At 66.7% G+C, this 23385-nt stretch carries 19 protein-coding genes; 7 read left to right on the plus strand and 12 right to left on the minus strand.

Annotation, left to right across the window (positions count from 1 at the left end):
• Positions 1–89 precede the first annotated feature (89 nt).
• Positions 90–689 (plus strand): transglycosylase SLT domain-containing protein, encoded by a 600-nt coding sequence (locus tag BRO63_RS20855; protein WP_088141625.1) that lies wholly within the window; start codon positions 90–92, stop codon positions 687–689.
• A gap of 13 nt (positions 690–702) precedes the next feature.
• Here the strand turns inward: BRO63_RS20855 and BRO63_RS20860 are convergent, their stop codons facing one another.
• The 8 genes from BRO63_RS20860 to BRO63_RS20895 form a co-directional block, all read right to left on the minus strand.
• Positions 703–2907 carry a TonB-dependent receptor gene (locus BRO63_RS20860; RefSeq protein ID WP_088141626.1) on the minus strand — a complete coding sequence of 735 codons (2205 nt, stop codon included), beginning with the start codon at positions 2905–2907 and terminating at the stop codon, positions 703–705.
• 252 nt (positions 2908–3159) lie between these two features.
• Entirely contained in the window at positions 3160–4668 is a 1509-nt protein-coding gene (locus tag BRO63_RS20865) for a M81 family metallopeptidase (RefSeq protein WP_088141627.1), read from the minus strand.
• Positions 4665–5948 (minus strand): Zn-dependent hydrolase, encoded by a 1284-nt coding sequence (locus BRO63_RS20870; protein WP_088141671.1) that lies wholly within the window; start codon positions 5946–5948, stop codon positions 4665–4667. Before BRO63_RS20870 ends, BRO63_RS20865 begins: the two co-directional genes overlap by 4 nt.
• Positions 5949–5987: 39 nt before the next feature.
• Positions 5988–6686 (minus strand): ABC transporter ATP-binding protein, encoded by a 699-nt coding sequence (locus BRO63_RS20875; RefSeq protein ID WP_088141628.1) that lies wholly within the window; start codon positions 6684–6686, stop codon positions 5988–5990.
• Positions 6683–7462: an ABC transporter ATP-binding protein gene (locus BRO63_RS20880; RefSeq protein WP_088141629.1), complete on the minus strand. Its 780-nt coding sequence runs from the start codon at positions 7460–7462 to the stop codon at positions 6683–6685. Before BRO63_RS20880 ends, BRO63_RS20875 begins: the two co-directional genes overlap by 4 nt.
• A complete protein-coding gene (locus tag BRO63_RS20885; RefSeq protein ID WP_088141630.1) occupies positions 7459–8448 on the minus strand; it encodes a branched-chain amino acid ABC transporter permease in 990 nt (329 codons plus the stop codon). The genes BRO63_RS20880 and BRO63_RS20885 overlap by 4 nt, the downstream gene beginning before the upstream one ends.
• Positions 8448–9305: a branched-chain amino acid ABC transporter permease gene (locus tag BRO63_RS20890; protein ID WP_054452975.1), complete on the minus strand. Its 858-nt coding sequence runs from the start codon at positions 9303–9305 to the stop codon at positions 8448–8450. Before BRO63_RS20890 ends, BRO63_RS20885 begins: the two co-directional genes overlap by 1 nt.
• 89 nt (positions 9306–9394) lie before the next feature.
• Positions 9395–10594 carry an ABC transporter substrate-binding protein gene (locus BRO63_RS20895; protein ID WP_088141631.1) on the minus strand — a complete coding sequence of 400 codons (1200 nt, stop codon included), beginning with the start codon at positions 10592–10594 and terminating at the stop codon, positions 9395–9397.
• 320 nt (positions 10595–10914) lie between these two features.
• On the opposite strand from BRO63_RS20895, the gene BRO63_RS20900 reads away from it, so the two are divergent.
• Positions 10915–11748 carry a FadR/GntR family transcriptional regulator gene (locus tag BRO63_RS20900; protein ID WP_088141632.1) on the plus strand — a complete coding sequence of 278 codons (834 nt, stop codon included), beginning with the start codon at positions 10915–10917 and terminating at the stop codon, positions 11746–11748.
• A gap of 39 nt (positions 11749–11787) precedes the next feature.
• Here the strand turns inward: BRO63_RS20900 and BRO63_RS20905 are convergent, their stop codons facing one another.
• From BRO63_RS20905 to BRO63_RS20915, 3 genes are read right to left on the minus strand one after another with little or no spacing between them, the layout of a single operon-like run.
• Complete coding sequence (locus tag BRO63_RS20905; protein ID WP_088141633.1) at positions 11788–12774, minus strand: Bug family tripartite tricarboxylate transporter substrate binding protein; 987 nt, start codon at positions 12772–12774, stop codon at positions 11788–11790.
• Positions 12775–12821: 47 nt separating this feature from the next.
• Positions 12822–14324 carry an AMP-binding protein gene (locus BRO63_RS20910; RefSeq protein ID WP_088141634.1) on the minus strand — a complete coding sequence of 501 codons (1503 nt, stop codon included), beginning with the start codon at positions 14322–14324 and terminating at the stop codon, positions 12822–12824.
• Positions 14321–15208 carry an SDR family oxidoreductase gene (locus BRO63_RS20915; protein ID WP_088141672.1) on the minus strand — a complete coding sequence of 296 codons (888 nt, stop codon included), beginning with the start codon at positions 15206–15208 and terminating at the stop codon, positions 14321–14323. The genes BRO63_RS20910 and BRO63_RS20915 overlap by 4 nt, the downstream gene beginning before the upstream one ends.
• Before the next feature lie 148 nt (positions 15209–15356).
• Here BRO63_RS20915 and BRO63_RS20920 point away from each other — a divergent pair, with 148 nt between their 5' ends.
• Together BRO63_RS20920 and acnA are read left to right on the plus strand one after the other, a co-directional pair.
• Positions 15357–16286 (plus strand): LysR family transcriptional regulator, encoded by a 930-nt coding sequence (locus tag BRO63_RS20920; RefSeq protein ID WP_088141635.1) that lies wholly within the window; start codon positions 15357–15359, stop codon positions 16284–16286.
• 267 nt (positions 16287–16553) lie between these two features.
• Positions 16554–19259 carry an aconitate hydratase AcnA gene (gene acnA / locus BRO63_RS20925; RefSeq protein ID WP_088141636.1) on the plus strand — a complete coding sequence of 902 codons (2706 nt, stop codon included), beginning with the start codon at positions 16554–16556 and terminating at the stop codon, positions 19257–19259.
• A 94-nt stretch (positions 19260–19353) separates the two neighbouring features.
• Here acnA and BRO63_RS20930 read toward each other — a convergent pair whose 3' ends face one another.
• Positions 19354–20130 carry a DODA-type extradiol aromatic ring-opening family dioxygenase gene (locus BRO63_RS20930; RefSeq protein ID WP_179215167.1) on the minus strand — a complete coding sequence of 259 codons (777 nt, stop codon included), beginning with the start codon at positions 20128–20130 and terminating at the stop codon, positions 19354–19356.
• 210 nt (positions 20131–20340) lie between these two features.
• On the opposite strand from BRO63_RS20930, the gene BRO63_RS20935 reads away from it, so the two are divergent.
• From BRO63_RS20935 to efp, 3 genes are all read left to right on the plus strand, one after another.
• The gene (locus tag BRO63_RS20935) at positions 20341–21543 is read left to right on the plus strand and encodes a DUF2863 family protein (protein ID WP_088141638.1); all 1203 of its coding nucleotides are present in this window, start codon (positions 20341–20343) and stop codon (positions 21541–21543) included.
• Between the two features lie 6 nt (positions 21544–21549).
• Positions 21550–22662, plus strand: a complete 1113-nt coding sequence (earP, locus tag BRO63_RS20940) for an elongation factor P maturation arginine rhamnosyltransferase EarP (RefSeq protein WP_088141639.1) — start codon at positions 21550–21552, stop codon at positions 22660–22662.
• 135 nt (positions 22663–22797) lie between these two features.
• Positions 22798–23358, plus strand: a complete 561-nt coding sequence (efp, locus tag BRO63_RS20945) for an elongation factor P (protein ID WP_006220534.1) — start codon at positions 22798–22800, stop codon at positions 23356–23358.
• The last annotated feature ends 27 nt before the right edge of the window (positions 23359–23385 follow it).

Consider the following 23385-nt stretch of genomic DNA (forward strand, 5'->3'; position numbering starts at 1 on the left):
GAACTTTTTCGGCGATACGTTTTCATACAATCGCGGTATCTTGTGACATCCGCCCCACCCCAGCCCCGATCTCCGGAGGAAGACCGCCAATGACCCGGCTATTGCTGCCGCCGCTGCTACTGCTGGCGCTTGCCGGCTGCGCCACCGCGCCGCCCTCGAATCCCGAGAATATCTGCGCCATCTTTCGCGAAAAGCCGGACTGGCACGATGCCGCCCTGAAGGTACAGAAGAAATGGGGCGCGCCCGTGCCGGTGCCCATGGCCATGATGTACCAGGAGTCTTCCTTCAAGCATGACGCGGTGCCGCCGCGCTATTACTTCCTGGGCTTCATCCCCTGGGGCCGCGTCAGTTCCGCCTACGGCTACGCCCAGGTCAAGGACGAAACCTGGGACGACTACAAGAAAGATGCCGGCGGCTGGGGCTCCAGCCGCGACGACTTCGCCGACGCGCTGGACTTCATGGGCTGGTACATGAACAAGACCCAGCGCATCAACGGCGTGTCCAAGTCGGATGCCTACGGCCAGTACCTGAACTACCACGAAGGCTGGACCGGCTACCGCAACCGCAGCTATGACCGCAAGGCCTGGCTCAAGACCGTATCGCAGAAGGTGCAGGCGCGGGCCCAGAAATTCGCCTCGCAGTACAAGGGCTGCGAGGCGGATCTGACGCGTGGCGGCTGGTTCTGGTGAACGCCGCCCGGCCTTAGAAGTCCATGCTTGCGCTGAGCAAGAAGGTGCGCGGTCCGCCCAGCACCAGGTAGCCGTTGCCCGGATAGCCGCCCACCGAGGACCAGTAGTTGCGGTTGGCGATATTGTCCACGCGGGCGCGCAGGGTCACGACGTGGCCGTCCACATCCATCATGTAGCGCAGGCCCGCATCGAAGCGGGTCCAGCCCGGCACCTTGAGCGTGTTCGCGTCGTCAGCGTAGGACGAGCCGGTATAGACCACGCGGCCGTCCACCGCCAGGCCCGGCACGCCGGGGATGTCCCATTCCACGCCCATGTTGGCCTGGAAGCGCGGCACGCCGATCACGCGGTTGCCGTCGATGGACGGGTTGCCGGTGGAGATCTGCTTGGCGTCCAGCCAGGTCAGGCCGCCCAAGAGGCGCACGCTCTTGATGGGCTCGCCGTACATCGTGAGTTCCACGCCCTGGTGGCGGTCCTTGCCGGACGTGGTCAGCTCGTTGCTGGCGTTGTACATGGCGCGCGGCTTGTCGGTCGAGAACAGCGCGAGTCCCGCGCCCAGTCCATCACCTTCATACTTCGCGCCGATTTCCTTCTGCTTGGAGACAAACGGCGGCAGGCTCTGGCCGGCGTTGGGCACCGGCTTGCCGCCGGCATTGGCCGGGGCGGTCGGTCCCGCGACCAGCGCCTCGATGTAGTTCGCATACAGCGAAACGCTGGGCGCGACCTTGACGACCAGACCCGCGGCGGGCGAATTGTGGCTGGCGTCGTAGGCGCCGTTTTCCTTGCCGGTGTTGTACGCGTAGTCGCGTTGCGACAAGCGCTGATGGCGGATGCCGGCCGTGAGCAGCACCTTGTCGTCCAGGAACGACAGCGTGTCGCCAATGGCGTAGCTGCTCAGGCGGGTACGGCCCTGCAGCGCCGGATCGTCCAGGTCGTTGCCGCGCAGCGCGGTGGCGCTGAACGGCGGCTTGTCATACGAAATCGGGTTGTAGATATTGGTGGGATAGGTGTTCTGCCAGTCCATCACATAAGCGTTCTTCTTCTTCAGGTCGAAGAACGATGCCGACACGACGAACTCGTGGCCCACCGGGCCCGTGCGCACTTTGCCGCGCAGGCCCAGTTCGCCCGTGTTCACGCTGTCTTCGCGGGTGTTGTCGAAGCGGTAGAAGGTGCCCGCGCCCGTGCTGCCGTTGGTCAGCGTGACGTTGCCCAGCGAGTTCGCTTCGTCGCTGCGGCGCATGCCAAACGCCGCATAGGCGGTCAGCTTGTCGCTGAAATCATGTTCGCCGCGCACGGTGCCGAAGACATCGCGCTCATTCGAATACGACCACGGCTGCGCATAGTTGGAGCTGGCGTCGGGCGCGTCCGGCACTTTGGTGACGCCGGCGCCCAGCGTCACGTTGGGACGCGCGCGCTTGAGCTTGTTTTCCTGCCAGCCGATGTCCGCGGACAATCGCGTGTCGGCCGAACGCCAGTCCAGGCCCAGCGAGACCAGGCTGGTACGCGAGTGTTCATCGTCGATGCCGGTGTCGCCGCTGCGCTGCGCGGCGTTCAAGCGGATGCCGGTGCTGTCGCCGGGGCCGAAGCGGCGGGCGATGTCGGTGGACAACTGGAACTGTCCGCCGCTGGACACGCCGGTGGTGACGCGGGTCAACGGTTCGTTCGGCGCGCGCTTGGGCACCAGGTTGATCACCCCGCCGATGCCGCCGCCGCCAGGCGAGGCGCCCGTCAGGAAGGTCGAAGCGCCGCGCAGGACCTCCACGCGCTCGAACAGCTCGGTGGCGATGTACTGGCGCGGCAGCAGGCTGTAGAGGCCGTTATAGGCCACGTCGTCCGAACCCAGGATGAAGCCGCGGATGAAGTACGACTCCTGGAAGTTGCCGAAACCGCGCGCCACTCGCACGCCGGAATCGTTCTGCAGCACGTCGCCCACGCTGCGGGCCTGCCGGTCCTGGATCAATTCATTGGTGTAGCTGGTGATGCTGAACGGCGTGTCCATGATGTCCTGGGTGCCAAACAGGCCGATGCGGCCGCCGCGCGCAACCTGCCCGCCAGCAAAGGGTTCGGCCAAGCCGCCGGCCGAGGCATCGGCGCTGGCCTCGACCTTGATCGCGTCCATGGAAACGACGGAACCGGATTGATCGGACGCGGATTGGGCGTGGACAACGGGGAGATAGCACGGCAGCGCGGCGGCCATGCAGGCAAGAGTTCGGATTTTCATGTCGGGAAGTTCGCGGGCAGAAATCAAAATCCCGATGGGGTCACGCGCGCACTGGAGAACTACGAATGCGTCTGGAATGTGCCGGAAGGCCAGGGCCTTGCCGGGCCGGCTGCACCAAAGGGGGCTGGAATCACTGAGCGCCCCATTCTACGACAAACGGAATCATTCTCATTTATGTTACTTTTTGTTTGAGAATGTCCGTTGCCCGGGCGCCACAGCTGCCGCCTGCGGCGCCCTGCTCTTCCAGCTGGTTTATTGACCGTCTGCGCGGGGATCGTAGTCGCCCGCCGCCATGGGTTCCAGCGGATGCAGCGGCCGCGCGCGCCTGCGGAATTCGAACAGCGACCAGTCGGAGCTGGTCACGCCGGGGCTGTCGCATTCAACCAGCGCCTGCGAGATCGGCACGAACACCGGGCGGCAATACATGCGCGACTTCACCAGCACGTAGCGGGCGCGGGACGGATCCAGTCCCAGGCTCTGGAACACGCCCAGGTCCCAGGGCTCGTGGGTCTGCTCGGTCAGCACCAGCTGCGCGGCGCCTATGTCCAGCACCGCGCTGCGGCCCATGCAGGCCAGTTGCCCGGTGTAGGTCGGGCCGCTGATCACGTATTCGCCGTTGCTCAACGCGCGCACGGTGCCGCGCAGCGTGACGGGCCGCGCCTGCCGGCCGATCTCGCCGATGGCGCGCTTGTTGCCCACCGGCAGCTCCACCGTGGCGCCGACGCCGGCGCGGGTCAATTCGGCCACCGCCTCGGGATCGCAGTACAGCCCCGCCTGTATGCCTTCCAGGCCTGCATCCAGCGCGGCCATCAGCACGTCCAGGGTGTCGCAAGTGCCGCCGCTCATGCAGTTGTCGCCATGGTCCAGCAGCAGCACCGGCTTACTTGCACCTTCGGCCAGGATCTTGGCGCGCGCCAGCGACTCGGCCAGCGGCTCGCTGTCATAGAAGAATCCGTCGCGCTGCTCCCAGATCAGGGCGGCGATCTCGCCCGCCACGCGCTCCGCCTCGGCGCGGTCGCCGTCGGCCACCACGACCACGCTGACACAGGGATGCGGGATGTCGGCCAGGCCGAAGCCCGCCAGCACCGACACGCCCAGCGCCCCCGCGGCCTCGGCCTGGCGCGCCGCTTCGACGGCGGCGCGCATGGCGCCTTCGGCGGTGTTGCTGCGCAGGGAATGCGACACCAACGGCAGCCGGCGCCACGCCATGACCGGCTTGCACCCGCCGTCGATGCCGGCGAACAGCAGCCTGCCGGCGTGCTCGCCGGTTTCGTACATGTCGATATGGGGATAGGTCTTGAAGCTGACGATGACGTCGGCGTTGTCCATCATCTTCTGCGTGACGTTGCCATGCAGGTCCAGCGCCACCGCGATCGGCGCGCCGGGCGCGGCCGCGCGCAGCCGTTCGAGCAGGTCGCCCTCGCCATCGTCGGTGGTCTCCACCGCCATGGCGCCATGCAGATCCAGCAGGATGACGTCGCAACCCGGCGCGGCGGCCACGATGCGGTCGCAGAGTTCCGCATAGGCCTGGCCGTCGACGCGCCCGCTGGGATAGGCGGTGGCCGAGACCGGCGTGACCAGTTCGGCGCCGCGCGCTTCGGCCAGGTCTATGAATGCCGACATCGCCGTGCGCTTGCCCTGGTTCTCTTCGTAGGCCGCCGCATCGTAGGCGGGACCGCCGTTGCCGAAGGCCGACAAGGGCGTGGGCACCGGCGAGAAGGTGTTGGTTTCATGGTTCAGCCTTGCGATCAGCGCCTTCATTGCGCGGTCCCATCGGCCAACTGGATACGCCCGCAGCAGCGCAACATGGCGTGCAGCAGCACATTGCAGCCCGCCTCCAGATGCTCGGGCTGCGCGTCCTCGATCTCGTTGTGGCTGATGCCATCCTTGCACGGCACGAAGATCATGGCGGTGGGCGCCACCCGCGCCATGTAGACGGCGTCATGGCCCGCGCCGCTGATCACGTCCAGCGAATCCAGGCCCAGCGTGCGCGCGCCGTCGCGGATCGCCTGCACCAGCCGAGGCTCGAAGGGCTGCGGCGGGAAGTACACCACCTCCTTGCTTTCGACCTGGAAGCGGCCCGGTTCGGCCAGTTCCTCGCAGACGCGGGCGAACGCCGCAGCCATGCTGTCCAGCGTGGCGTCATCGGCGGCGCGCAAATCCACGGTGAGCGCCACCCGGCCCGGGATCACATTGCGCGAGTTCGGGAAGCTGTCGATGCAGCCCACGGTGCCGCGGCCATGCGGCGCGTGCTCCAGCGCGATCCGGTTGACCTCCAGCACCAGCCTGGACGCGGTCAGCAAGGCGTCGCGGCGCAGCTCCATGGGCGTGGGCCCGGCATGCGCTTCCTGGCCGGTGATGGCCACGTCGTACCAGCGCTGGCCCAGGGCGCCCTGCACCGCGCCGATGGTGATGCCGCGATCCTCCAGGATGGGGCCTTGCTCGATGTGCGCCTCGAAGTAGGCGCTGACCGAGCCCGGACGAGCGGGCTCCGGCCCCGCGTAGCCGATGGCGCGCAGCGCCTGGTCCACGCTGACGCCGTCGCGGTCCCGCGCCGCCAGCGCATGCTCCAGCGTGAAGGCGCCGGCGTACACGCCCGAGCCCATCATCACCGGCACGAAGCGCGAGCCTTCTTCGTTGGTCCACACCACCACTTCCAGCGGCGCCTCGGTGGCGATGCCGCGCTCGTGCAGAGTGCGCAGAACCTCGATCCCGGCGAGCACGCCGTAGTTGCCGTCGAATTTGCCGCCGGTGGGCTGGGTGTCGATATGGCTGCCGGTCATCACGGCGGGCAAATCATCGCGCAGGCCCGGGCGGCGCATGAAGATATTGCCGATGGCGTCCACGCGCACGCTGCAGCCCAGCTCGCGGGCCCAGGCGCAGACCAGGTCGCGGCCCTGCCGGTCCAGGTCGCTCAGCGCCAGCCGGCACACCCCGCCCTTGTCGGTGGCGCCGATGCGGGCCAGCTCCATCAACGAGTTCCAAAGACGGTTGCCGTCGACGCGGATGCCGCTGACGGCCTCCAATGTGTTCATTTCCATGATGTTCCCTTGCTTCACGTTGCGCGGCACAGGCGGTCCCTAGACGCCCACGCCCAGGTATCGGTCCTTCACGTTTTCGTCCGCGATGAAGGCCGCGTTGCTGCCTGCGTAGGCGATGGATCCCTGCTCGATGATGAAATGGCGGTCGGCCAGCTGGATGCAGACTTCCAGGTTCTGCTCCACCAGCAGGATGGTGACGCCGGCCTGCTTGATGGACTTGATCTGCGCCACGATCTCCTCGACGATCACCGGCGCCAGGCCTTCGACCGGCTCGTCCAGCATCAGCACGCGCGGATGGTTCATGAGCGCGCGCCCGATCGCCAGCATCTGCTGTTCACCGCCGGACAACTGGCCGCCGCCATTCCTGCGCCGTTCCTTCAGGCGGGGAAAGATGCGGTAGACGTCTTCCAGCTGCCAGGGCGAATCGCGGCGCATGCCCAGTTTCAGGTTTTCCTCGACCGTCAGCAGCTTGAAGATGCCGCGGTGCTCGGGCACCAGGCAGATACCCATGGACGCGATCTTGTGCGCCGGCAGTCCGGCGATGTCGCGTCCGCCGTAGCGCACCGCGCCGCCCTTGGGCGCGATCACGCCTGCGATGGTCTTGAGCGTGGTCGACTTGCCCGCGCCGTTGCGCCCGAGCAGCGTGATCACCTCGCCTTGCGGCAGCTCGAGCGATACGCCTTGCAGGATATGGCTCTTGCCGTAATAGCTGTGTACGGCGTCGACATGCAGCATCATGCCCGGCCTCCCGTGATCATGTTGCCCAGGTACGCGGCGCGCACCCGCTCGTCGCTGCGGATCGCGGCAGGCGTGCCTTCGACCAGCACGCGGCCCTGCTGCATCACCGTAATGGTGTCGGAGATGTCCATCACGATGTTCATGTTGTGCTCGATCAGCACCACCGTGTGGTCGTCGCGCAGGCTGCGGATCAGCCGCTTCATCTCATCCAGGTCGTCCACCCCCATGCCGGAAGTGGGTTCGTCCAGGAAAATGGCGCGCGGCCTGGCGGCCAGCGCCATGCCCACTTCCAGGCGCCGCTGCTGGCCGTGCGACAGCGCGCCCGCCGCGACCTCGGAAAATCGCGCCAAGCCCAGGCGTTCCAGCGCCGCGTCGACGACTTCGCGCTGAGATCGCTGACCGGTTGGAGGATGCCAGCAGTCGAATGCGCCCGCGCGATGCGCGCCCTGCGCCGCCAACCGCAGGTTTTCCCGCACCGACAGATTGGCGAACAGGCTGGTGACCTGGAAGGAACGCGCGATGCCGCGCTGCACCCGTTGATAATCGGCCTCCTGCGTCACGTCCTGGCCGTCGAACACGATGCTGCCTTCGCTGGTGCGCAAAGTGCCTGTCAGCGTGTGGAACAGCGTGGTCTTGCCGGCGCCGTTCGGACCGATGACGGAATGCACCGTGCGCGGCTGCACCTGCAGGTCCACCCCATGCAGGGCCACGAACTTGCCGAAGCGCTTGACGATGCCCTTGGCCTGCAGCAGTGGCGCGGAATTTTGCGGACTCATGCGCGTCCCTCCTTGGCGGCCGGCTCGCCGCCGGCAGGCTTGCGCCGCAGCGCCAGCCAAATGCGTACTCCCAGTCCCCACAAGCCCTTCTGCATGAACAGGCTGACCGCGATCAGCAGGAAGCCCAGCAACATCAGCCAGCGCGGCCACAAGGTGGACAGCCAGTCCGCGAACAGCACGTAGAAGGCGGCGCCCAGCACCGAGGCGAACAGGTTGCCGGTGCCGCCGATGACGGTCATGACCAGGATCATCTCGCTGCTGTGGTATTCGATGCTGGACAGCGGCGCGATGCCGGTCATCATCGCCAGGAAGGCCCCCGCCAGCGCGGTGACGGCGCCGGAGATGGCGAAGGCCGCCAACTTGAAGAGGCGCACGTTGTAGCCTACCGCCATGGCGCGCGCCTCGTTGTCGCGGATCGCCAGCAAGGTGCGGCCGAACACCGAATTGGTCACGCGCAGCAGCAGCCAGAAGATCGCCAGGAAGCACAGCGCCACGAAGGCATAGAACTGCCAGGGCGAGGCCAGCGGCAAGAGTTCCACGCCCGCCACCGACAACGCCGGACGCGGCACGTCCAGCAGGCCGTTGTCGCCCCCGGTCAGGTCAGGCAGGCTGTACGCCAGGAAGTAGAACATCTGCGCGAAGGCCAGCGTCAGCATCACGAAGTAGGTGCCGCGCTGGCGGATCGCGAACCAACCGACCAGCGTCGCCCCCAGCGCGCCTACCGCCATCGCGGCCAGCAGCGCCAGCGGCATGGGCAGGCCGGTGCGCGTCAGCAGGATGCCGACGGCATAGCTGCCCAGGCCGAAGAAGATGCCCTGGCCGAACGACAGCAAGCCGGTGAAGCCCAGCAGCAGGTTGCAGCCTAGCACCGCCAGCGCATAGATCAGCACTTCCGTGGCCAGCGAGCCCGACTGCATGCACAGCGGCAACAGCAGCACCACGGCCAGCGCCAGCAGCAATTGGGCATGAGATTTCAAGCGCGTCATCATCCTCTCCCCATCAGGCCGTGGGGACGCAGCAGCAGCACCGCCGCCATCGCCACATAGATCATCAGCCGCGCGCCTTCCGGCCACAGCGTGCTCATCACGCTCTGCACCACGCCGATCAGGAGGCCGCCGACCAGCGCGCCGAAGAAGCTGCCCATGCCGCCCACCACCACGATGACGAAGGCGATGCCCAGGGCCTCGATGCCCATGAAGGGTTCGACGCCGCGTATGGGCGCCGCCAGCACGCCAGCCAAGGCCGCGGTCGCCGCGCCCAGCGCGAACACCAGGCTGAACATGCGGAACACGTTGATGCCCAGCATGGACACCATCTCGGTGGATTCGCTGCCGGCCCGCACCGCGCTGCCCAGCCGCGTGCCTTCCAGCACGTACCAGAGCAGCAGCGAGAAGACCGCGGTGAAGCCGATCACGAACAGGCGGTACTTGGGATAGATGAAGCTGCCCCACATGACCACGCCTTGCAGGGCCGAGGGCGCGGCGACGTTGTCGCCTATCGGCCCCCAGATCACGATGACCAGTTCCTGCAAGACCAGGGCCAGGCCAACGGTGATCAGGATGTGGAACTCGTGCGCCTGGGCGTAGACGTGGCGCAGCAGCACTTTCTCGACGACCCAGGCGCCGGCGCCCACCAGCAGCGGCACGATGGCCAGCGCGAGCCAGAAATTCAGGCCCCACTGGATGGCCTGGAAACAGAAGTATGCGCCCAGCAGATAGAACGCCCCGTGGGCGAAATTCACGAAACGCAACAGACCGAAGACGATGGACAGGCCGACTGCCAGGAGGAAGTACAGCATGCCTACCCCGATCCCATTGATGATCTGGAGGAGATAGACGTTCATGGGTATGCCCGGTGGAGGAAACGAAAGGCCGCGGGGCGCGCAGCCGCCGCGGACGCCCAGCGCCCGCGGCAGCCCGCCTCAGGGACGCGCTAGAGCTTGCAGCCGGTTTCCGCGGGCGGCAGGAAGGAGCGGCCGCTATGCACGATCTCGGCGTAGTCGTCCTTGTCCTTCATGTCCTTCTTGGCGCGGCCCTTGAGCAGGTAGTAGTTCTTCAGGACCTGGTGGTCTTCCTTGCGGATTTCCTCCTTGCCCGTCAGGCCTTCGTAGGCCATGCCCTCCATGGCGGCGATCACCTTGGCCGGGTCGGCGCTGCCGGCCCGGGCGATGGCGTCCAGCATGATGCGGGTGCAGATGTAGGAACCCGCCAGGCTGTAGTTGGGATTGGCGCGCGTCTTGTCGCGGGACAGCTGCACCAGTTCCTTGTTGAGCGGCGAGTCGATGCCGTGCCAATACTGCGCGCCGAAATATACGCCTTCGCACAGGTCCGCGCCCAGGCCCTCGAACTGTTCCAGTCCCGAAGCCCAGGCCACCAGAATGGTGCAGTTCTGCTTCATGCCGAAGCTGACGGCCTGGCGCAGCGTGTCCGAGGACTGCGAGCCGAAGTTCAGGATCAGCAGCACGTCCGGCTTGGCAGCCATGGCGTTGGTGAGGTAGCCGCTGAACTCCTTCTCGGTCAGCGAGTGGTAGCTGTTGCCCACATGCTCGATGCCCTTTTCCTTGAAGATCGCCTTGGCCGCGCCGAGCAGGCCGTCGCCGAACACGTATTGCGGCGTGATGGTGTACCAGCGCTTGGCGTTGGGCAGCTTTTCGAGCAAGGGACGCACGGTCTGCTCGATGGCGCCGAAGGTGGGCACGGACCAGCGGAAGGTGGCCCGGTTGCAGTCCTTGCCGGTGATTTCGTCCGCGCCCGCCGTGGTGATGAAGACGCCGCCGGCGCGCTCCACTTCCTTGCCCATGGCCAGCGCTTCCGAGGACAGGATGCCGCCGGCGAAGAACTTGACGCCCTTCTGTTGCGAGACTTCCTGCACCTTGCGCACCGCCGTGGCCGGCTTGCCTTCGGTGTCCAGCACGGTATAGGCCAGCGGCCGGTCAAGCGCGCGGCCATACTGCTCCAGCGCCAGTTTCATGCCCAGGTCGGCGTACTTGCCGTTGGCGGCAAAGGCGCCCGACATGGGCACGGGACACCCGAACTGGATGGCGTCGGCTTGCGCCAGCGCGGACCGGGCGGCCCATAGTGATCCGGGCACGGCGCCAAGCGCGGCCAATTTCAGCAGGTTGCGGCGATTCAAGATGGTTCTCCCTGGCTGCCGCTGGCGCTGCCGCGGCATATTGACGATGTCGGGCGCGCACCATGCGCGTCCCCGTTCCGACTCTGTCTGCTCCAAGCTCCCGTGCCAGGGCCGCCGCCGCGTGGGCGTATTCGCAAGTCCTGGCGCCTCATGCCTATACTGCGACTACCATCCTATTTATCATGATAAATAGGATTATTATCATGATCAGTTTGGCGAGCCGGATCTGTCAATAGAAGGCGCATCAGGTATAACCCGGGGTCCGCGCGAAACAGCCCGGGCCCTGCCCCGCGCACACCATGCAGCAACGGAGGAACGCAATGGCGTTCAACAGTCACGACCTACAAGCCGCGGGCGCGTCGAGTCCGCCCAAGCGCAGCGACCTGGTCGCCGAGGAGATCAAGCGGCTGATCACGGCCAAGAACCTGTTGCCGGGCGACAAGCTGCCGCGCGAGAGCGAGCTGCAAAGCATGTTCTCGGTCAGCAAGAGCACCATGCGCGAAGCGCTCAAGTCGCTGGAGGTGCAGGGGCTGGTGAAGGTCAGCACCGGGCCGGGCGGCGGCGGCACCGTGGTCGAGGTGCCGCTGGACCGCACCTTCCAGTTGATGCAGAACTACCTGTTCTTCAAGGAAGTGCGGATCGAGGACATCTACCAGGTGCGCAAGCTGCTGGAGCCCGAGCTTGCGGCCAGCGCCGTGCCCTTCCTGACGGAGGCGCACTTCGCCGCGCTGGAAGAGAACATCGCCTGCTGCGATCCGTCGGCCGAACAGGTCGACGACCCGCTGGCCCAGCGCCAGGAAGAGATCAATTTCCACGACATCTTCGCGGCCGCCTGCCCCAATCCGTTCCTGCGGTTCAGCTGCGAGATGACCAACGAAATGATCCGGCAGCTGACCGTGTTCGACAACGAGATGCCCTTGTCCGAGCAGCAGCGCTTCGGCAGCGCCAACACGGGCTTTCACCGCAAGATCCTGGCGGCGGCGCGCGAGCGCGATGTCGAAAAGGTACGCGACCTGATGAGCGAGCACATGCAGGACGCGATGCGTTCGGTCAAGCGCATGCACGGCAAGCTCGAAGGCCGGCTGATCCTGGACTCCGAGATGTCGCGGCGCAATGTCACGCGCAAGGCGCGCCGCGGCGGCAAGAAGGCCTGACGGCGCGGGCTTCCGGGAAGGCGCCCGCCCGCTTGCGTCTCAGTCCAGCTTGATGTGGTTGGCCTCGATCACCGCGCCCCAGCGCTGGCGGTCTTCCTGTACATAGGCATCGATCTCGCCCTGGCTGCGCGGCGCCTGGATCACCAGGCCCAGGGGTTCGAAGCGGCCGCGGAACGCCGGATCCTTCAGCACCTTGTCCAGCGCCGCCTGCAAGCGCTGCGCCTCGGCCTGGGGCACCGCGCGCGGCACGGCCAGGCCGAACCAGGTGGCGGCGCGGAATCCCGGAAAGCCGCTTTCCGCCACGGTGGGCACATCCGGCAACACGGCCAGCCGCTCGCTGGTCGTGACGGCCAGCGCCTTGATCTTGCGTTCCCGCACCAGCGGCAGCGAGGTGCTGATCACGTCCACCATGAGCTGCGTGTCATTGCCCATCAGCGAGGTCAGGGCCGGCGCGCTGCCGTTGTACGGAATATGCGCCACGTCCATGCCCGTGCGCGATTTCAGCAGTTCGGTCGCCAGCTGCAGCGGATTGCCTATACCCACGGAGGCGTAGTTCAGTTTGCCGGGCCGGGCCTTGGCATAAGTGACGAACTCGGCCAGCGTGCCCGCCGGGACCTCGTTGTTCGCCACCACCACCAGCGGCAGCTCGGCGGCGATGCCGAACACGCGGAAGTCGCGCGCGGCGTCATAGGCGATGCGTTGATAGAGCATGGGATTGAGCACCATGCTGGCGTTGCTGGCGAGGAAGACCGTGTATCCGTCCGGCGCCGACCTGGCCACCTGGGTCGCCGCGACCATGGTATTGGCGCCGGGTTTGTTCTCCACCACCACGGGTTGCCCGAGATCGCGCGACATGCCTTCGGCCAGCACCCGCGACAACTGGTCCGCGGAGCCGCCCGGCGTATAGGGCACGACCAGTTTGACCGGTTTGTCCGGAAATGCCGCCAGCGCGGCGGCCGGAGCCGCGAGCGCGACGATCGCCGCAGTCGCGATGCGACGCAGCCTGAGGTTCAGCCTGATTGCCATGCCTGTCTCCCTTGTGGGTTTTGTTGTTGCGGCGATGCGCCGCCCTGCTATACCTGGCGCTGCCTGCCCGCCCAGAATTCGGCGCGCAGCCGGCGCTTGGCGATCTTGCCGTTGTCGTCGCGCGGCAGTTCGGCGCGCAGCTGCAGTTCGCGCGGCACCTTGTAGCGCGCGATCCGCTGCGCCAGCCATTGCGCCAGCGCCTCGGGTTCGAGCGCGGCGCCCGCCGCGGGCTGCACCAGCGCCATCAGCCGCTCTCCGTATTCGTCGTCGGGCACGCCGAACACCGCGCAATCCGCCACGCCCGGGTACTGCATCAGCTGGTGTTCGACCTCGGCGGGATAGATGTTCACGCCGCCCGAGATCACCAGGTCCGATTCGCGGTCGCATACGTAGAGATAGCCGTCCGCGTCCAGATAGCCCAGGTCGCCCAGTCCGATGAGGCCGTCTCTCTCGACCTCTGCGCGGGCCTGCGGGTTGTTGCGATAGGTGAAGTCCGCGTAGGCCGGCTGGCGCACGTGGATGCGCCCGACCTGGCCCGCCGCGCAGGGCGTCCCGTCTTCGGCATAGATCCTGATCTGCGCGCCGCCCACGGGCCGGCCGGCGCTGCCGGGGCGGGCCAGCGCCTCGTGCGAATCGATGACCGTGACCATGCCCGCCTCGCTGGAGGCATAGGTTTCATGGATGACAGGGCCCAGCCATTCGATCATGGCGCGCTTGATTTCCGGCGCGCAGGGCGCGCCGGTCGAAGCGACGAAGCGCAGCGACGACAGGTCATGCGCGGCGCGCGTGGCGGCGTCCAGCTTCAAGAGGCGCACGTACATGATGGGCACCAGGTAGACCGTATCGATGCGGTGTGCCTCGATCAGGCGCAGGACCTCGACCGGATCGAACCTGTCGGTCAGCACAAAGGTCTCGCAGACCCGCAGGGCCACCTGCGCGTACACGCTGGGCGCGCTGTGGTAGATCGGCGCGGGCAGCAAGGCGCGCGATCCGGGACGCAGGCCGTAGGCCGCCTCCACCACCGCTTCGACCTGTTGCAGGTGGCGCGCTAGATGTTCCAGCGGGAACGGCGCGCGCACGACGCCCTTGGGCCGGCCGGTGGTGCCGGAGGTATAGGCCATGTGGCCGCGCGGCGCCACGCGAGGACCGCCGTAGGGCTGCTGGCGGTCGCGCCAGGCGTCGTAATCCGCCTGCCCGGACTGCGCCGCGCCGGCGCCGGCCAGCAGCACCGGCAGGCCGGCCGGCAGCGCATCACGCAGCGGCAGCCACAGGTCGGCCTGGGCGATCAGCAGGCGGGCGCCGCTGTCTTCCACCAGGAACGCCACTTCGGCGCCGGTGAAATGCCAATTGATCGGGCAGTAGTAGCAACCCAGCCGCTTGCAGGCCAGGATGATCTCCAGATAAGGCATGCCGTTGCGCAACAGCACCGCGATCACGTCGCCCTCCCGCACGCCCATCGCTGCGAGGCCGGCGGCGACCTGTTCGCCGCGCGCGGCCAACGCCGCGCCCGACAGGCTTGCGCCGCCCGCGTGGATCGTGCTGCCTGTCATGCCGCCCCCGTGCTGCGCTGGGCCTTGTCCTGCGCGGTGCGCGTTTCGATGGCCTGGCGCGCGGCGGCCCAGTCCGCGTCGCTCCATTCGGCGTACTGCTTGAAGTAGGCGCCGTTGGCCAGATAGTCGCCGCCGTCCAGCGCGATGGTCTGGCCGTTGATCCAGTCGTAGCCCGGACTCAGCAGGAACGCCGCCAGCTCGCCGATGTCGTGTCCGGTGCCCAGCCGCCGCATCGGGTTCTGCTGCGTCTGGGCATCGGCGCCGGCATCCTTGGGCCGCAGCCGCGCGCTGGCCCCTTCGGTCGGAATCACGCCCGGCGCGATGGCGTTCAGGCGGATGCCATGACGGCCCCATTCGATGGCCAGCGACTTGGTCATGGCGTCTATGCCGGCCTTGGACATGGCCGAGGGCACCACGAAGGGCGAACCGGTCCAGACCCAGGTCACCACGATGGACAGCACCGCGCCGCCCGTGCCCTGCGCGATCCAGCGCTTGCCCACGGCCTGGGTCGTGTAGAAGGTCCCGCGGAACACCGTGTCGGCAATGGCGTTGAAGCCGCGCGGCGACAGTTTTTCAGTGGGGCTGATGAAGTTGCCCGCGGCGTTGTTGATCAGGGCGGTCAGCGGACCATGCCCGGTCCAGATGGCGTCGACCGCGGCGTCCACGGCCTCGGCGTCGCGGATGTCCACCGCCTGGACGTGGACCTCCGCGCCGTAGCGCTCGCGCAGGCGCGCGGCCGCTTCTTCCAGCACTGCGGCGCGGCGTCCCCACAAGTGCAGCGCAGCGCCCAGCGCCGCCAGCCGTTCGGCCATGGCGTAGCCCAGGCCGGTGCCGCCGCCGGTGACGAGAACGCGCTCGCCGCGGAACAGATCAGCGCGGAACATGGTTTGCGGGATCGTCCCGCCGGGCTGTTTTTGGGGCATGGCCTGATCTCCTTTGTGATAGAGGCGAGAATATCAACCGCCGCCATGCCGCGACAATCTCGCAACTTGCGTAAACTATGTTTCCTCACAGTCAACAATAGGACCGCGCATGCCCGCCCTGCCCGCGCTGGACCTCAATCTGATACAGCTGTTCGTCACCATCGTCGACGCCGGCACCTTGAGCGAGGCGGCGGTGCGCCACGGCGTGACCCGTTCCCACGTCAGCCGCAACCTGCAGAAGCTGGAACGCGCCTTCGGCGCCCAGCTCATCCGCCGCAGCACCCGGCGGCTGGAACTGACGCAGCAAGGCTCGGTGCTGTACGAGCACGGCGCGCGCATGGCGCGCGAGGTCGAATCCGCCCGCCACGCCCTGCAAAAGCTCGGCTCGGAGCCCGCGGGCCACGTCCGGCTAAGCATTCCCACCGGGCTGGGAGAACTGGACCAGTTGCGCCCGCTGCTGGTGAACTTCGCCTTGCGGCATCCGGCGCTGACCCTGCGCGTGCTGTTTTCCAACCGGGTGAGCGACCTGATTTCGTCGGAAATCGACGTGGCGCTGCGGGTGATGACCACCCCGCCGCAGGATTACGTGGCGCGCGCGCTGGGCGACGTGAAATGGGTGCTGTGCGCGGCGCCTTCCTATCTGGCGCAGTTCGGCCCGCCGGCCCATCCGCGCGACCTCGGGCGCCTGCACTTCCTGGGCCCGCCCGACCCCAGGCCCCAGGTCACGCTGCGGCTGCGCCGCAAGGACCAGCAGCATGAGGCCAAGCTCGCCCCGCGGCTGCAGTCGGAGTATTTCCCATTCCTCGCCCAAGCCGCCCGCGCCGGCGCGGGCGTGGCGCTGCTGCCAGCCTATGTGGTCCATCAGGACCTCGCCGCCGGGCGGCTGACGCCGGTGCTGCCCGCCTACCAGGCCATGGGCCCGGGCGACAAGCTGTTCATCCTGACCACGTCCAACCCCTACCCTTCGACGGCACAGCGCGCGGTGGTCGATTTCCTGCGTACCGAACTGACCGTGCTGCTGCGCGAATTCCTTGCGTAGACCCGCGCTCCCTTGCTGGGCCGCAACATCCGCGTAGGACTTTCTTGATAAAAGAGGCTTGCGACCCGCGCATGCCTCGGCCAGAGTATCGGGTGAGGCCAAAGCCCCCCGCCCCTGATTGCAGTAGGGGAACTTTGACGGCCCGATCAAGTCTTATATAAGATATAAGACATACGGCCGCGCAGGCGCCAGTCTCACATAGAATGACAAATGCGCAAAAACGCCAGAAAATGCCGGCTTCAACCGGGCAAAACCACGGAGTCCATCATGCCGCACAACACCCTAGACACCCTCAAGAATTTCAAGATCGGCAATAAATCCTGTCAGTACTATTCGCTGCCGGCGCTGGGCAAGTCCCTCGGCATCGACGTGCAGCGGCTCCCGGTTTCGATCCGCATCGTGCTGGAATCCGTGCTGCGCAACTGCGACGGCAAGAAGGTCACCGAAGAGCACGTCAAGCAACTGGCCAACTGGCAGGCCAACGCCCGCCGCGAAGACGAAATTCCGTTCGTGGTGGCCCGCGTGGTGCTGCAGGACTTCACCGGCGTGCCGCTGCTGGCCGACATCGCCGCCATGCGCTCGGTGGCCGACAAGATGGGCAAGAGCCCCAAGAGCATCGAGCCGCTGGTGCCGGTCGACCTGGTGGTGGACCACTCGGTCATGATCGACTACTTCGGCACCAAGAATGCGCTGGACCTGAACATGAAGCTGGAATTCAAGCGCAACCAGGAGCGCTACCAGTTCATGAAGTGGGGCATGCAGGCCTTCGACACCTTCGGCGTCGTGCCCCCGGGCTTCGGCATCGTCCACCAGGTCAACCTGGAATACCTGGCGCGCGGCGTGCACCTGGACAAGAAGAACAACGTCTACTACCCGGACTCGCTGGTGGGCACCGACAGCCACACCACCATGATCAACGGCATCGGCGTGGTCGGCTGGGGCGTGGGCGGCATCGAAGCCGAGGCCGGCATGCTGGGCCAGCCCGTGTACTTCCTGACCCCCGACGTGGTTGGCGTGGAACTCAAGGGCAAGCTGCGCGGCGGCGTCACCGCCACCGATCTGGTGCTGACCATCACTGAAATGCTGCGCCGCGAGAAGGTGGTGGGCAAGTTCGTCGAATTCTGCGGCGAAGGCACCGCCAGCCTGTCCGTGGCCGAGCGCGCCACCATCGGCAACATGGCGCCGGAATACGGCGCCACCATGGGCTTCTTCCCGGTCGACGAACGCACCATCGACTACTTCCGCGGCACCGGCCGCACGGAAGACGAAATCGCCGCCTTCGAAGCCTATTTCAAGGCCCAGAAGATGTTCGGCGTGCCCAAGGCGAAGGACATCAATTTCACCAAGCTGCTGACGCTGGACCTGTCCACCGTCGCGCCGTCGTTGGCGGGCCCGAAGCGTCCGCAGGACCGCATCGAGATCGGCAACGTCAAGAACACCTTCATCGACCTGTACTCCAAGCCCGTGGCCGCCAACGGCTTCAACCAGCCGGCCGAAAAGCTGGAGCAGACCTTCACCACCAGCGCCGGCACCAAGGTCAAGAACGGCGACATCCTGATCGCCGCCATCACGTCCTGCACCAACACGTCCAACCCCAGCGTGCTGCTGGCGGCCGGCCTGCTGGCCAAGAAGGCCGTGGAAGCCGGCATGACCGTGCCCAAGCACATCAAGACCTCGCTGGCCCCCGGATCGCGCGTGGTCACCGAGTACCTGACCAAGACGGGCCTCTTGCCCTACCTGGAAAAGCTGGGCTTCGACGTCGCCGCCTACGGCTGCACGACCTGCATCGGCAACGCCGGCGACCTGACCCCGGACCTGAACGAAGCCATCACCGGCAACGACCTGATCTGCTCGGCGGTGCTCTCGGGCAACCGCAACTTCGAAGCCCGCATCCACCCGAACATCAAGGCCAACTTCCTGGCCTCGCCCCCGCTGGTGGTGGCCTATGCGCTGGCCGGCACGGTCACGCGCGACCTGATGACCGAGCCCGTGGGCCGCGGCAAGAACGGCGACGTGTGGCTGGGCGATATCTGGCCGACCACCGAGGAAGTCGAGTCGCTGCTGAAGTACGCCCTGGATCCCAAGGCCTTCGAGGCCAACTACGGCCAGGTCAAGAGCAACCCGGGCAAGCTCTGGGAGAACATCAAGGGCGTCACCGGCGATACCTACAACTGGCCTGACTCCACCTACATCGCCGAACCGCCCTTCTTCGACGGCTTCGGCATGACGCCGGGCGCGATGCCGACGGTCAAGAACGCCCGCGCCCTGGGCGTGTTCGGCGACTCGGTCACCACCGACCACATCTCGCCGGCCGGCTCCATCAAGGAAACCTCGCCCGCGGGCAAGTGGCTGAAGGAAAACGGCGTCATGAAGGCCGACTTCAACAGCTACGGCTCGCGCCGCGGCAACCACGAGATCATGATGCGCGGCACCTTCGCCAACGTGCGCATCAAGAACCTCATGATCCCGGCGCTGCCTGACGGCAGCCGCTTCGAAGGCGGCGACACCCTGTTCCAGCCCACCGGCGAACAGATGTCCATCTATGACGCGGCCATGAAGTACGTCGGCGCGGGCACCCCCACCGTAGTGTTCGGCGGCGAAGAGTACGGCACCGGCTCGTCGCGCGACTGGGCGGCCAAGGGCACCCAGCTGCTGGGCGTGAAGGCCGTGATCACCCGCAGCTTCGAGCGCATCCACCGCAGCAACCTGGTCGGCATGGGCGTGCTGCCCCTGCAGTTCAAGGGTGCGGACAGCGTGCAGTCGCTGGGCATCACCGGCGAAGAAACCTATGACATCTCGGGCCTGGAAAACGGCATCAAGCCGATGCAGGACGTGACGCTGACGATCACCCGCAAGGACGGTTCCAAGCAGGACGTCACGGTACTGCTGCGCATCGACACCCCGATCGAGGTGGACTACTACCAGCACGGCGGCATCCTGCCCTTCGTGCTGCGCCAGCTGCTGGCCGCCTGATTTCCTGATCAGACCAGGCAATGGCCCGGGAACCGCGAGGTTCCCGGGCCATTTTCATTGCGCCCGCGCGGACGCCGCGGCCGCGCGCTTCGGATCAGTCCGCGAACTCATAGGCGTCCATCGCCAGCGCGCCGTACGAGATTTCATCATTCAGGCGCCGAAAGCCGGTTCCCCCCGCGCCCAGCGCCACGTACAGCGGCATCAGGTGGTCGTCGTGCGGATGGGCCTGCGATGCGCCCGGCGCCTGGGCCTGCCAGTCCAGCAGCGCCGGCAGGTCATGGCCGCCCAGCTTGTCCGCGTACCACTGCTGGAAAGCCGGCACGTAGGGCAGCGCGGGCGCGTCCTGCGGCATGCGCACGTGGCGCAGGTTGTGCGTCAGCGAACCCGAGCCGATGACCAGGATGTCCTCGTCCCGCAGCCGAGCCAGCGCGCGGCCCAGTTCCAGCTGCCCGGCCGCGTCGCGGCCCATGTCCAGCGACAACTGCACCACCGGCACGTCCGCTTCCGGATAGAGGTAGCGCAGCGGCACCCAGGCGCCATGGTCCAGCGGGCGGCGGGGATCCTGGTCGGCGGCGATGCCCGAGTCGGCCAGCAGCGCCTGTACCCGCTGCGCCAGTTCCGGCGAGCCAGGGGCCGCGTACTGCAATTGATAGAGTTCCGGCGGAAAGCCGCCGAAATCGTGCCAGGCCACCTGGCGGTCGCGGGTCGACAGCGCCAGGCCTTCGCCCATCCAGTGCGGCGACACGACCAGGATGCCCTTGGGCTTACGGCCCTGCGCGGCGCTCCACGCGGCGAGCGCGGGACCGGTCTGTCCGGGCTCGACGGCGAGCATGGGGGATCCATGGGATACGAAAAGCGTAGGCCAGCGCATGGCGGTGCCTCCAGATATTGAGTTGATGGCTGTATTTTCCGTCGTTTCTTATCGGCAATAAACCACCTTGATTGGCATTATCTGTTGCTGTTTTGGCATCAATATGTCCGTACCGCAATGGCTGTGGCGCCTGGCAGGGGCCTACGCGCCGCGGTGCGCGCCGGGCGTTAAACTACACAGTTGCACACTTACTGGACGCTCCCCGAAGTTATGGCCCGATCCCGCAGCCAATCCGCTCCCCGCCTCACCCGTGACGCCGCCAAACTGGTCGCGCTTGCCCAGGCGCTCAGCCGCTCGGGCAGCCGCCTAGAAGACGTGTTCTGGGAGAACCAGCTTGGCGAAGCGATTCCGAAGCTGCTGAAGGCGGGGCAGGACGCCCCCCTGGAAGCGGCCCTGGACCACCTCGCCCAGAGCGACGTGGGCGCCTACGAGATCCTGATCGAACAGGCCGAAACCCTGTCCGAATCGATGAAGATCGAGAAAAATGGCGTCCGCTACGATATTTTGCTGGTGGTGGCGCCCATCGTCGCCTGGACCCGCTACGCCATCCCGACCGGCCCGATCGCCGCCGGCGCGCAACAGGCGCTGATGGCCCAACTGCATGGGCATGTCCTGTCCAGCAAGGCCCGCAGCTCGCTGATGCCGGTGTTGGTCAGCGTGGACCAGATGCCGCGCACCTTCTCCGAAACCTGGCAATGGCTGCAACGCCTGGGCACGCAGGCGCTGGGCGCCGAGACCGCCAAGCCCGCCCTGAACACCGAGACCGAGACAGCCAACATGCTGGCCGACACGCGCTATATCGTGGCGGCCGTCGCGGTGCCGGAAGGCGAGCCGGTCTTCCGCTGGCAGGAACAGCTGGGCGAGGCCGAAGCCAGCCGCGACGCCTGCCAGGAACAATGGGCCGCGCAGGCCCAGCCCACCCTGGCCAATCTGCTGCCGGGCTGCGGTTTCGAAGCCCTGCTGCCCGACGCCTACTACGTCAGCAACCGCGAGGCCGACCGGCGGGTGCGCCCGCTGTCGCTGCGCGCCGCGGTCAGCTGGCTGGAAGGCGCGGTCAGCCTCGAAGCCTCCCAATTGCGGGCGGTGGTGGCCGGCTGCGGCGAAAGCCGCATCGACGAATACCGCATCGGCTTCACGGCGCGCAGCAGCAACGACGTCTACTACGGCTGCGTCTGGCCGCTGTACGGGCGCGAGGAAGACCAGCCGTCCGATGAAGGCCAGCCCGACGTGGTCGACGAGATCGCGGCCCTGCTCAAGGAATACGGCGTCACCGAGGTGCGCCGCATTCCTGGCGTGCTGCCTCCCGAGTACTGCGAGGACTGCGGCGCGCCCTACTTCCCGAATCCGCTGGGCGAACTGGTACATGCCGAACTGCCCGAGGACGCGGAAGCCTCGCCGGCCAAGTTCCACTAGGCGGCAATGCAAGCGGACATCTTCTGCCGGGTCGTCGACAACTATGGCGACATCGGCGTCTGCTGGCGGCTGGCGCGCCGCCTGGCGCACGGCCGCGGCTGGGAGGTGCGCCTGTGGGTCGACGACCTGGCCAGCTTTGCCCGCATCCAACCCGGCATCGCACCCGGCCTGCCGCGCCAGCGACTGGCCGGCATTGACATCGTGCACTGGTCCGATTCGCCGGATCCAGCGCTCACCGCCCGCGACGTGGTGATCGAGGCTTTCGCCTGCGATCCTCCCGAAACGTTCCTGGACAGCATGCGCCAGGCGCATCCGGCCTGGATCAATCTGGAGTACCTGAGCGCTGAATCCTGGGTGGAAAGCTGCCACGGCCTGCCCTCGCAGCGGCCGGACGGCCTGGTCAAACACTTTTTCTTTCCCGGCTTCACCAGCGCCACCGGCGGGCTGCTGCGCGAACCGGGCCTGACGGCCGAACGTGACGCCCTGCAGGCATCGGCGCAGGACCAGGAAGCCTTCCTGCGCTCGCTGGGCGTGCCGCAGGACCTGCTGTTGCGCCGCCGCGACGGTGCACGCACCGTGTCCCTGTTTTGCTATCCCACGGCGCCGGCAGGCGCGCTGGCCGAGGCGCTGGCGGCCGATCCGCGTCCCAGCCTGCTGCTCGTCCCCGAAGGCGTGGCTCCGGGCCTGGAAGCCGCCTGCGTGGCGCCCGGCGCGCCGTCGGTGGCCCGCCTGCCCTTCGTGGCGCAGCCGGATTTCGACCGCCTGCTGTGGTGCTGCGACCTGAACTTCGTGCGCGGCGAGGATTCCTTCGTCCGCGCCGCCTGGGCCGCGCGCCCGCTGGTCTGGCAGATCTATCCCCAGGACGAAAACGTGCACCTGGAAAAACTGGAAGCCTGGCTGGCGCGTTATCCGGCCCCGGAAACCGCCCAGGCGTTGATCCGGGCCTGGAACCAGCCGGAAACGGGCGCCAGCGCCGCGGCGCTGTCGGCCGCCCTGGCGCCAGCCGCCTGGGGAGACTGGGCCGCCGCCGCGCGGGCCTGGGACGCGAGCCAGGCCGCGCTACCGGATCTTGCCGAAAATCTGGCCGATTTTTGCGCAGACTTGGCCAAGAAACGTTAGAATAGAGAGTTTTCCGAGCGCCCTGTATTTGTCGGGCCTCAACTATGACGCCTCCCGGGGTGTGCACGAAGCCGCTGCCAGCGGCGGCTTTTTGCAAGCACGGCGAGTGCACCCATCACCCCCGGAGTTTTATCGATGAAAACCGCTCAGGAATTGCGAGTCGGCAACGTGGTCATGGTCGGCAAGGATCCCCTCGTGGTCCAGAAGGCCGAATACAACAAGTCCGGCCGCAACGCCGCTGTTGTGAAGCTGAAGTTCAAGAACCTGTTGACCGCCTCGGCCAGCGAATCGGTCTACAAGGCCGACGAAAAGTTCGAAGTCGTCCAGCTCGACCGCAAGGAGTGCACCTACTCCTACTTCGGCGACCCGATGTACGTCTTCATGGACGAAGAGTACAACCAGTACGAAATCGAAGCCGAAAGCATGGGCGACGCCCTGAACTACCTGGAAGAAGCGATGCCCGTGGAAGTGGTCTTCTACGACGGCCGCGCCATTTCGGTTGAACTGCCCACGACCATCGTGCGCGAAATCACCTACACCGAACCCGCCGTGCGTGGCGACACTTCGGGCAAGGTGACCAAGCCCGCCAAGATCAACACCGGCTACGAACTGAACGTGCCGCTGTTCTGCGCCATCGGCGACAAGATCGAAATCGACACCCGCACGAACGAATACCGCAGCCGCGTCAACAACTGATCCGGCAGCAGGCAAGAAAAAGCCAGA

Source organism: Achromobacter xylosoxidans (assembly GCF_002192695.1).
GTDB classification, from domain to species: domain Bacteria; phylum Pseudomonadota; class Gammaproteobacteria; order Burkholderiales; family Burkholderiaceae_B; genus Achromobacter; species Achromobacter xylosoxidans_C.

Excerpts from the sequence above, each read along its gene's own strand:
- BRO63_RS20855 (WP_088141625.1), top strand. The coding sequence starts at position 90 with ATGACCCGGCTATTGCTGCCGCCGCTGCTACTGCTGGCGCTTGCCGGC.
- BRO63_RS20860 (WP_088141626.1), bottom strand. The coding sequence starts at position 2,907 with ATGAAAATCCGAACTCTTGCCTGCATGGCCGCCGCGCTGCCGTGCTAT.
- BRO63_RS20865 (WP_088141627.1), bottom strand. The coding sequence starts at position 4,668 with ATGAAGGCGCTGATCGCAAGGCTGAACCATGAAACCAACACCTTCTCG.
- BRO63_RS20870 (WP_088141671.1), bottom strand. The coding sequence starts at position 5,948 with ATGGAAATGAACACATTGGAGGCCGTCAGCGGCATCCGCGTCGACGGC.
- BRO63_RS20875 (WP_088141628.1), bottom strand. The coding sequence starts at position 6,686 with ATGATGCTGCATGTCGACGCCGTACACAGCTATTACGGCAAGAGCCAT.
- BRO63_RS20880 (WP_088141629.1), bottom strand. The coding sequence starts at position 7,462 with ATGAGTCCGCAAAATTCCGCGCCACTGCTGCAGGCCAAGGGCATCGTC.
- BRO63_RS20885 (WP_088141630.1), bottom strand. The coding sequence starts at position 8,448 with ATGACGCGCTTGAAATCTCATGCCCAATTGCTGCTGGCGCTGGCCGTG.
- BRO63_RS20890 (WP_054452975.1), bottom strand. The coding sequence starts at position 9,305 with ATGAACGTCTATCTCCTCCAGATCATCAATGGGATCGGGGTAGGCATG.
- BRO63_RS20900 (WP_088141632.1), top strand. The coding sequence starts at position 10,915 with ATGGCGTTCAACAGTCACGACCTACAAGCCGCGGGCGCGTCGAGTCCG.
- BRO63_RS20905 (WP_088141633.1), bottom strand. The coding sequence starts at position 12,774 with ATGGCAATCAGGCTGAACCTCAGGCTGCGTCGCATCGCGACTGCGGCG.
- BRO63_RS20910 (WP_088141634.1), bottom strand. The coding sequence starts at position 14,324 with ATGACAGGCAGCACGATCCACGCGGGCGGCGCAAGCCTGTCGGGCGCG.
- BRO63_RS20915 (WP_088141672.1), bottom strand. The coding sequence starts at position 15,208 with ATGTTCCGCGCTGATCTGTTCCGCGGCGAGCGCGTTCTCGTCACCGGC.
- BRO63_RS20920 (WP_088141635.1), top strand. The coding sequence starts at position 15,357 with ATGCCCGCCCTGCCCGCGCTGGACCTCAATCTGATACAGCTGTTCGTC.
- acnA (WP_088141636.1), top strand. The coding sequence starts at position 16,554 with ATGCCGCACAACACCCTAGACACCCTCAAGAATTTCAAGATCGGCAAT.
- BRO63_RS20930 (WP_179215167.1), bottom strand. The coding sequence starts at position 20,130 with ATGCGCTGGCCTACGCTTTTCGTATCCCATGGATCCCCCATGCTCGCC.
- BRO63_RS20935 (WP_088141638.1), top strand. The coding sequence starts at position 20,341 with ATGGCCCGATCCCGCAGCCAATCCGCTCCCCGCCTCACCCGTGACGCC.
- earP (WP_088141639.1), top strand. The coding sequence starts at position 21,550 with ATGCAAGCGGACATCTTCTGCCGGGTCGTCGACAACTATGGCGACATC.
- efp (WP_006220534.1), top strand. The coding sequence starts at position 22,798 with ATGAAAACCGCTCAGGAATTGCGAGTCGGCAACGTGGTCATGGTCGGC.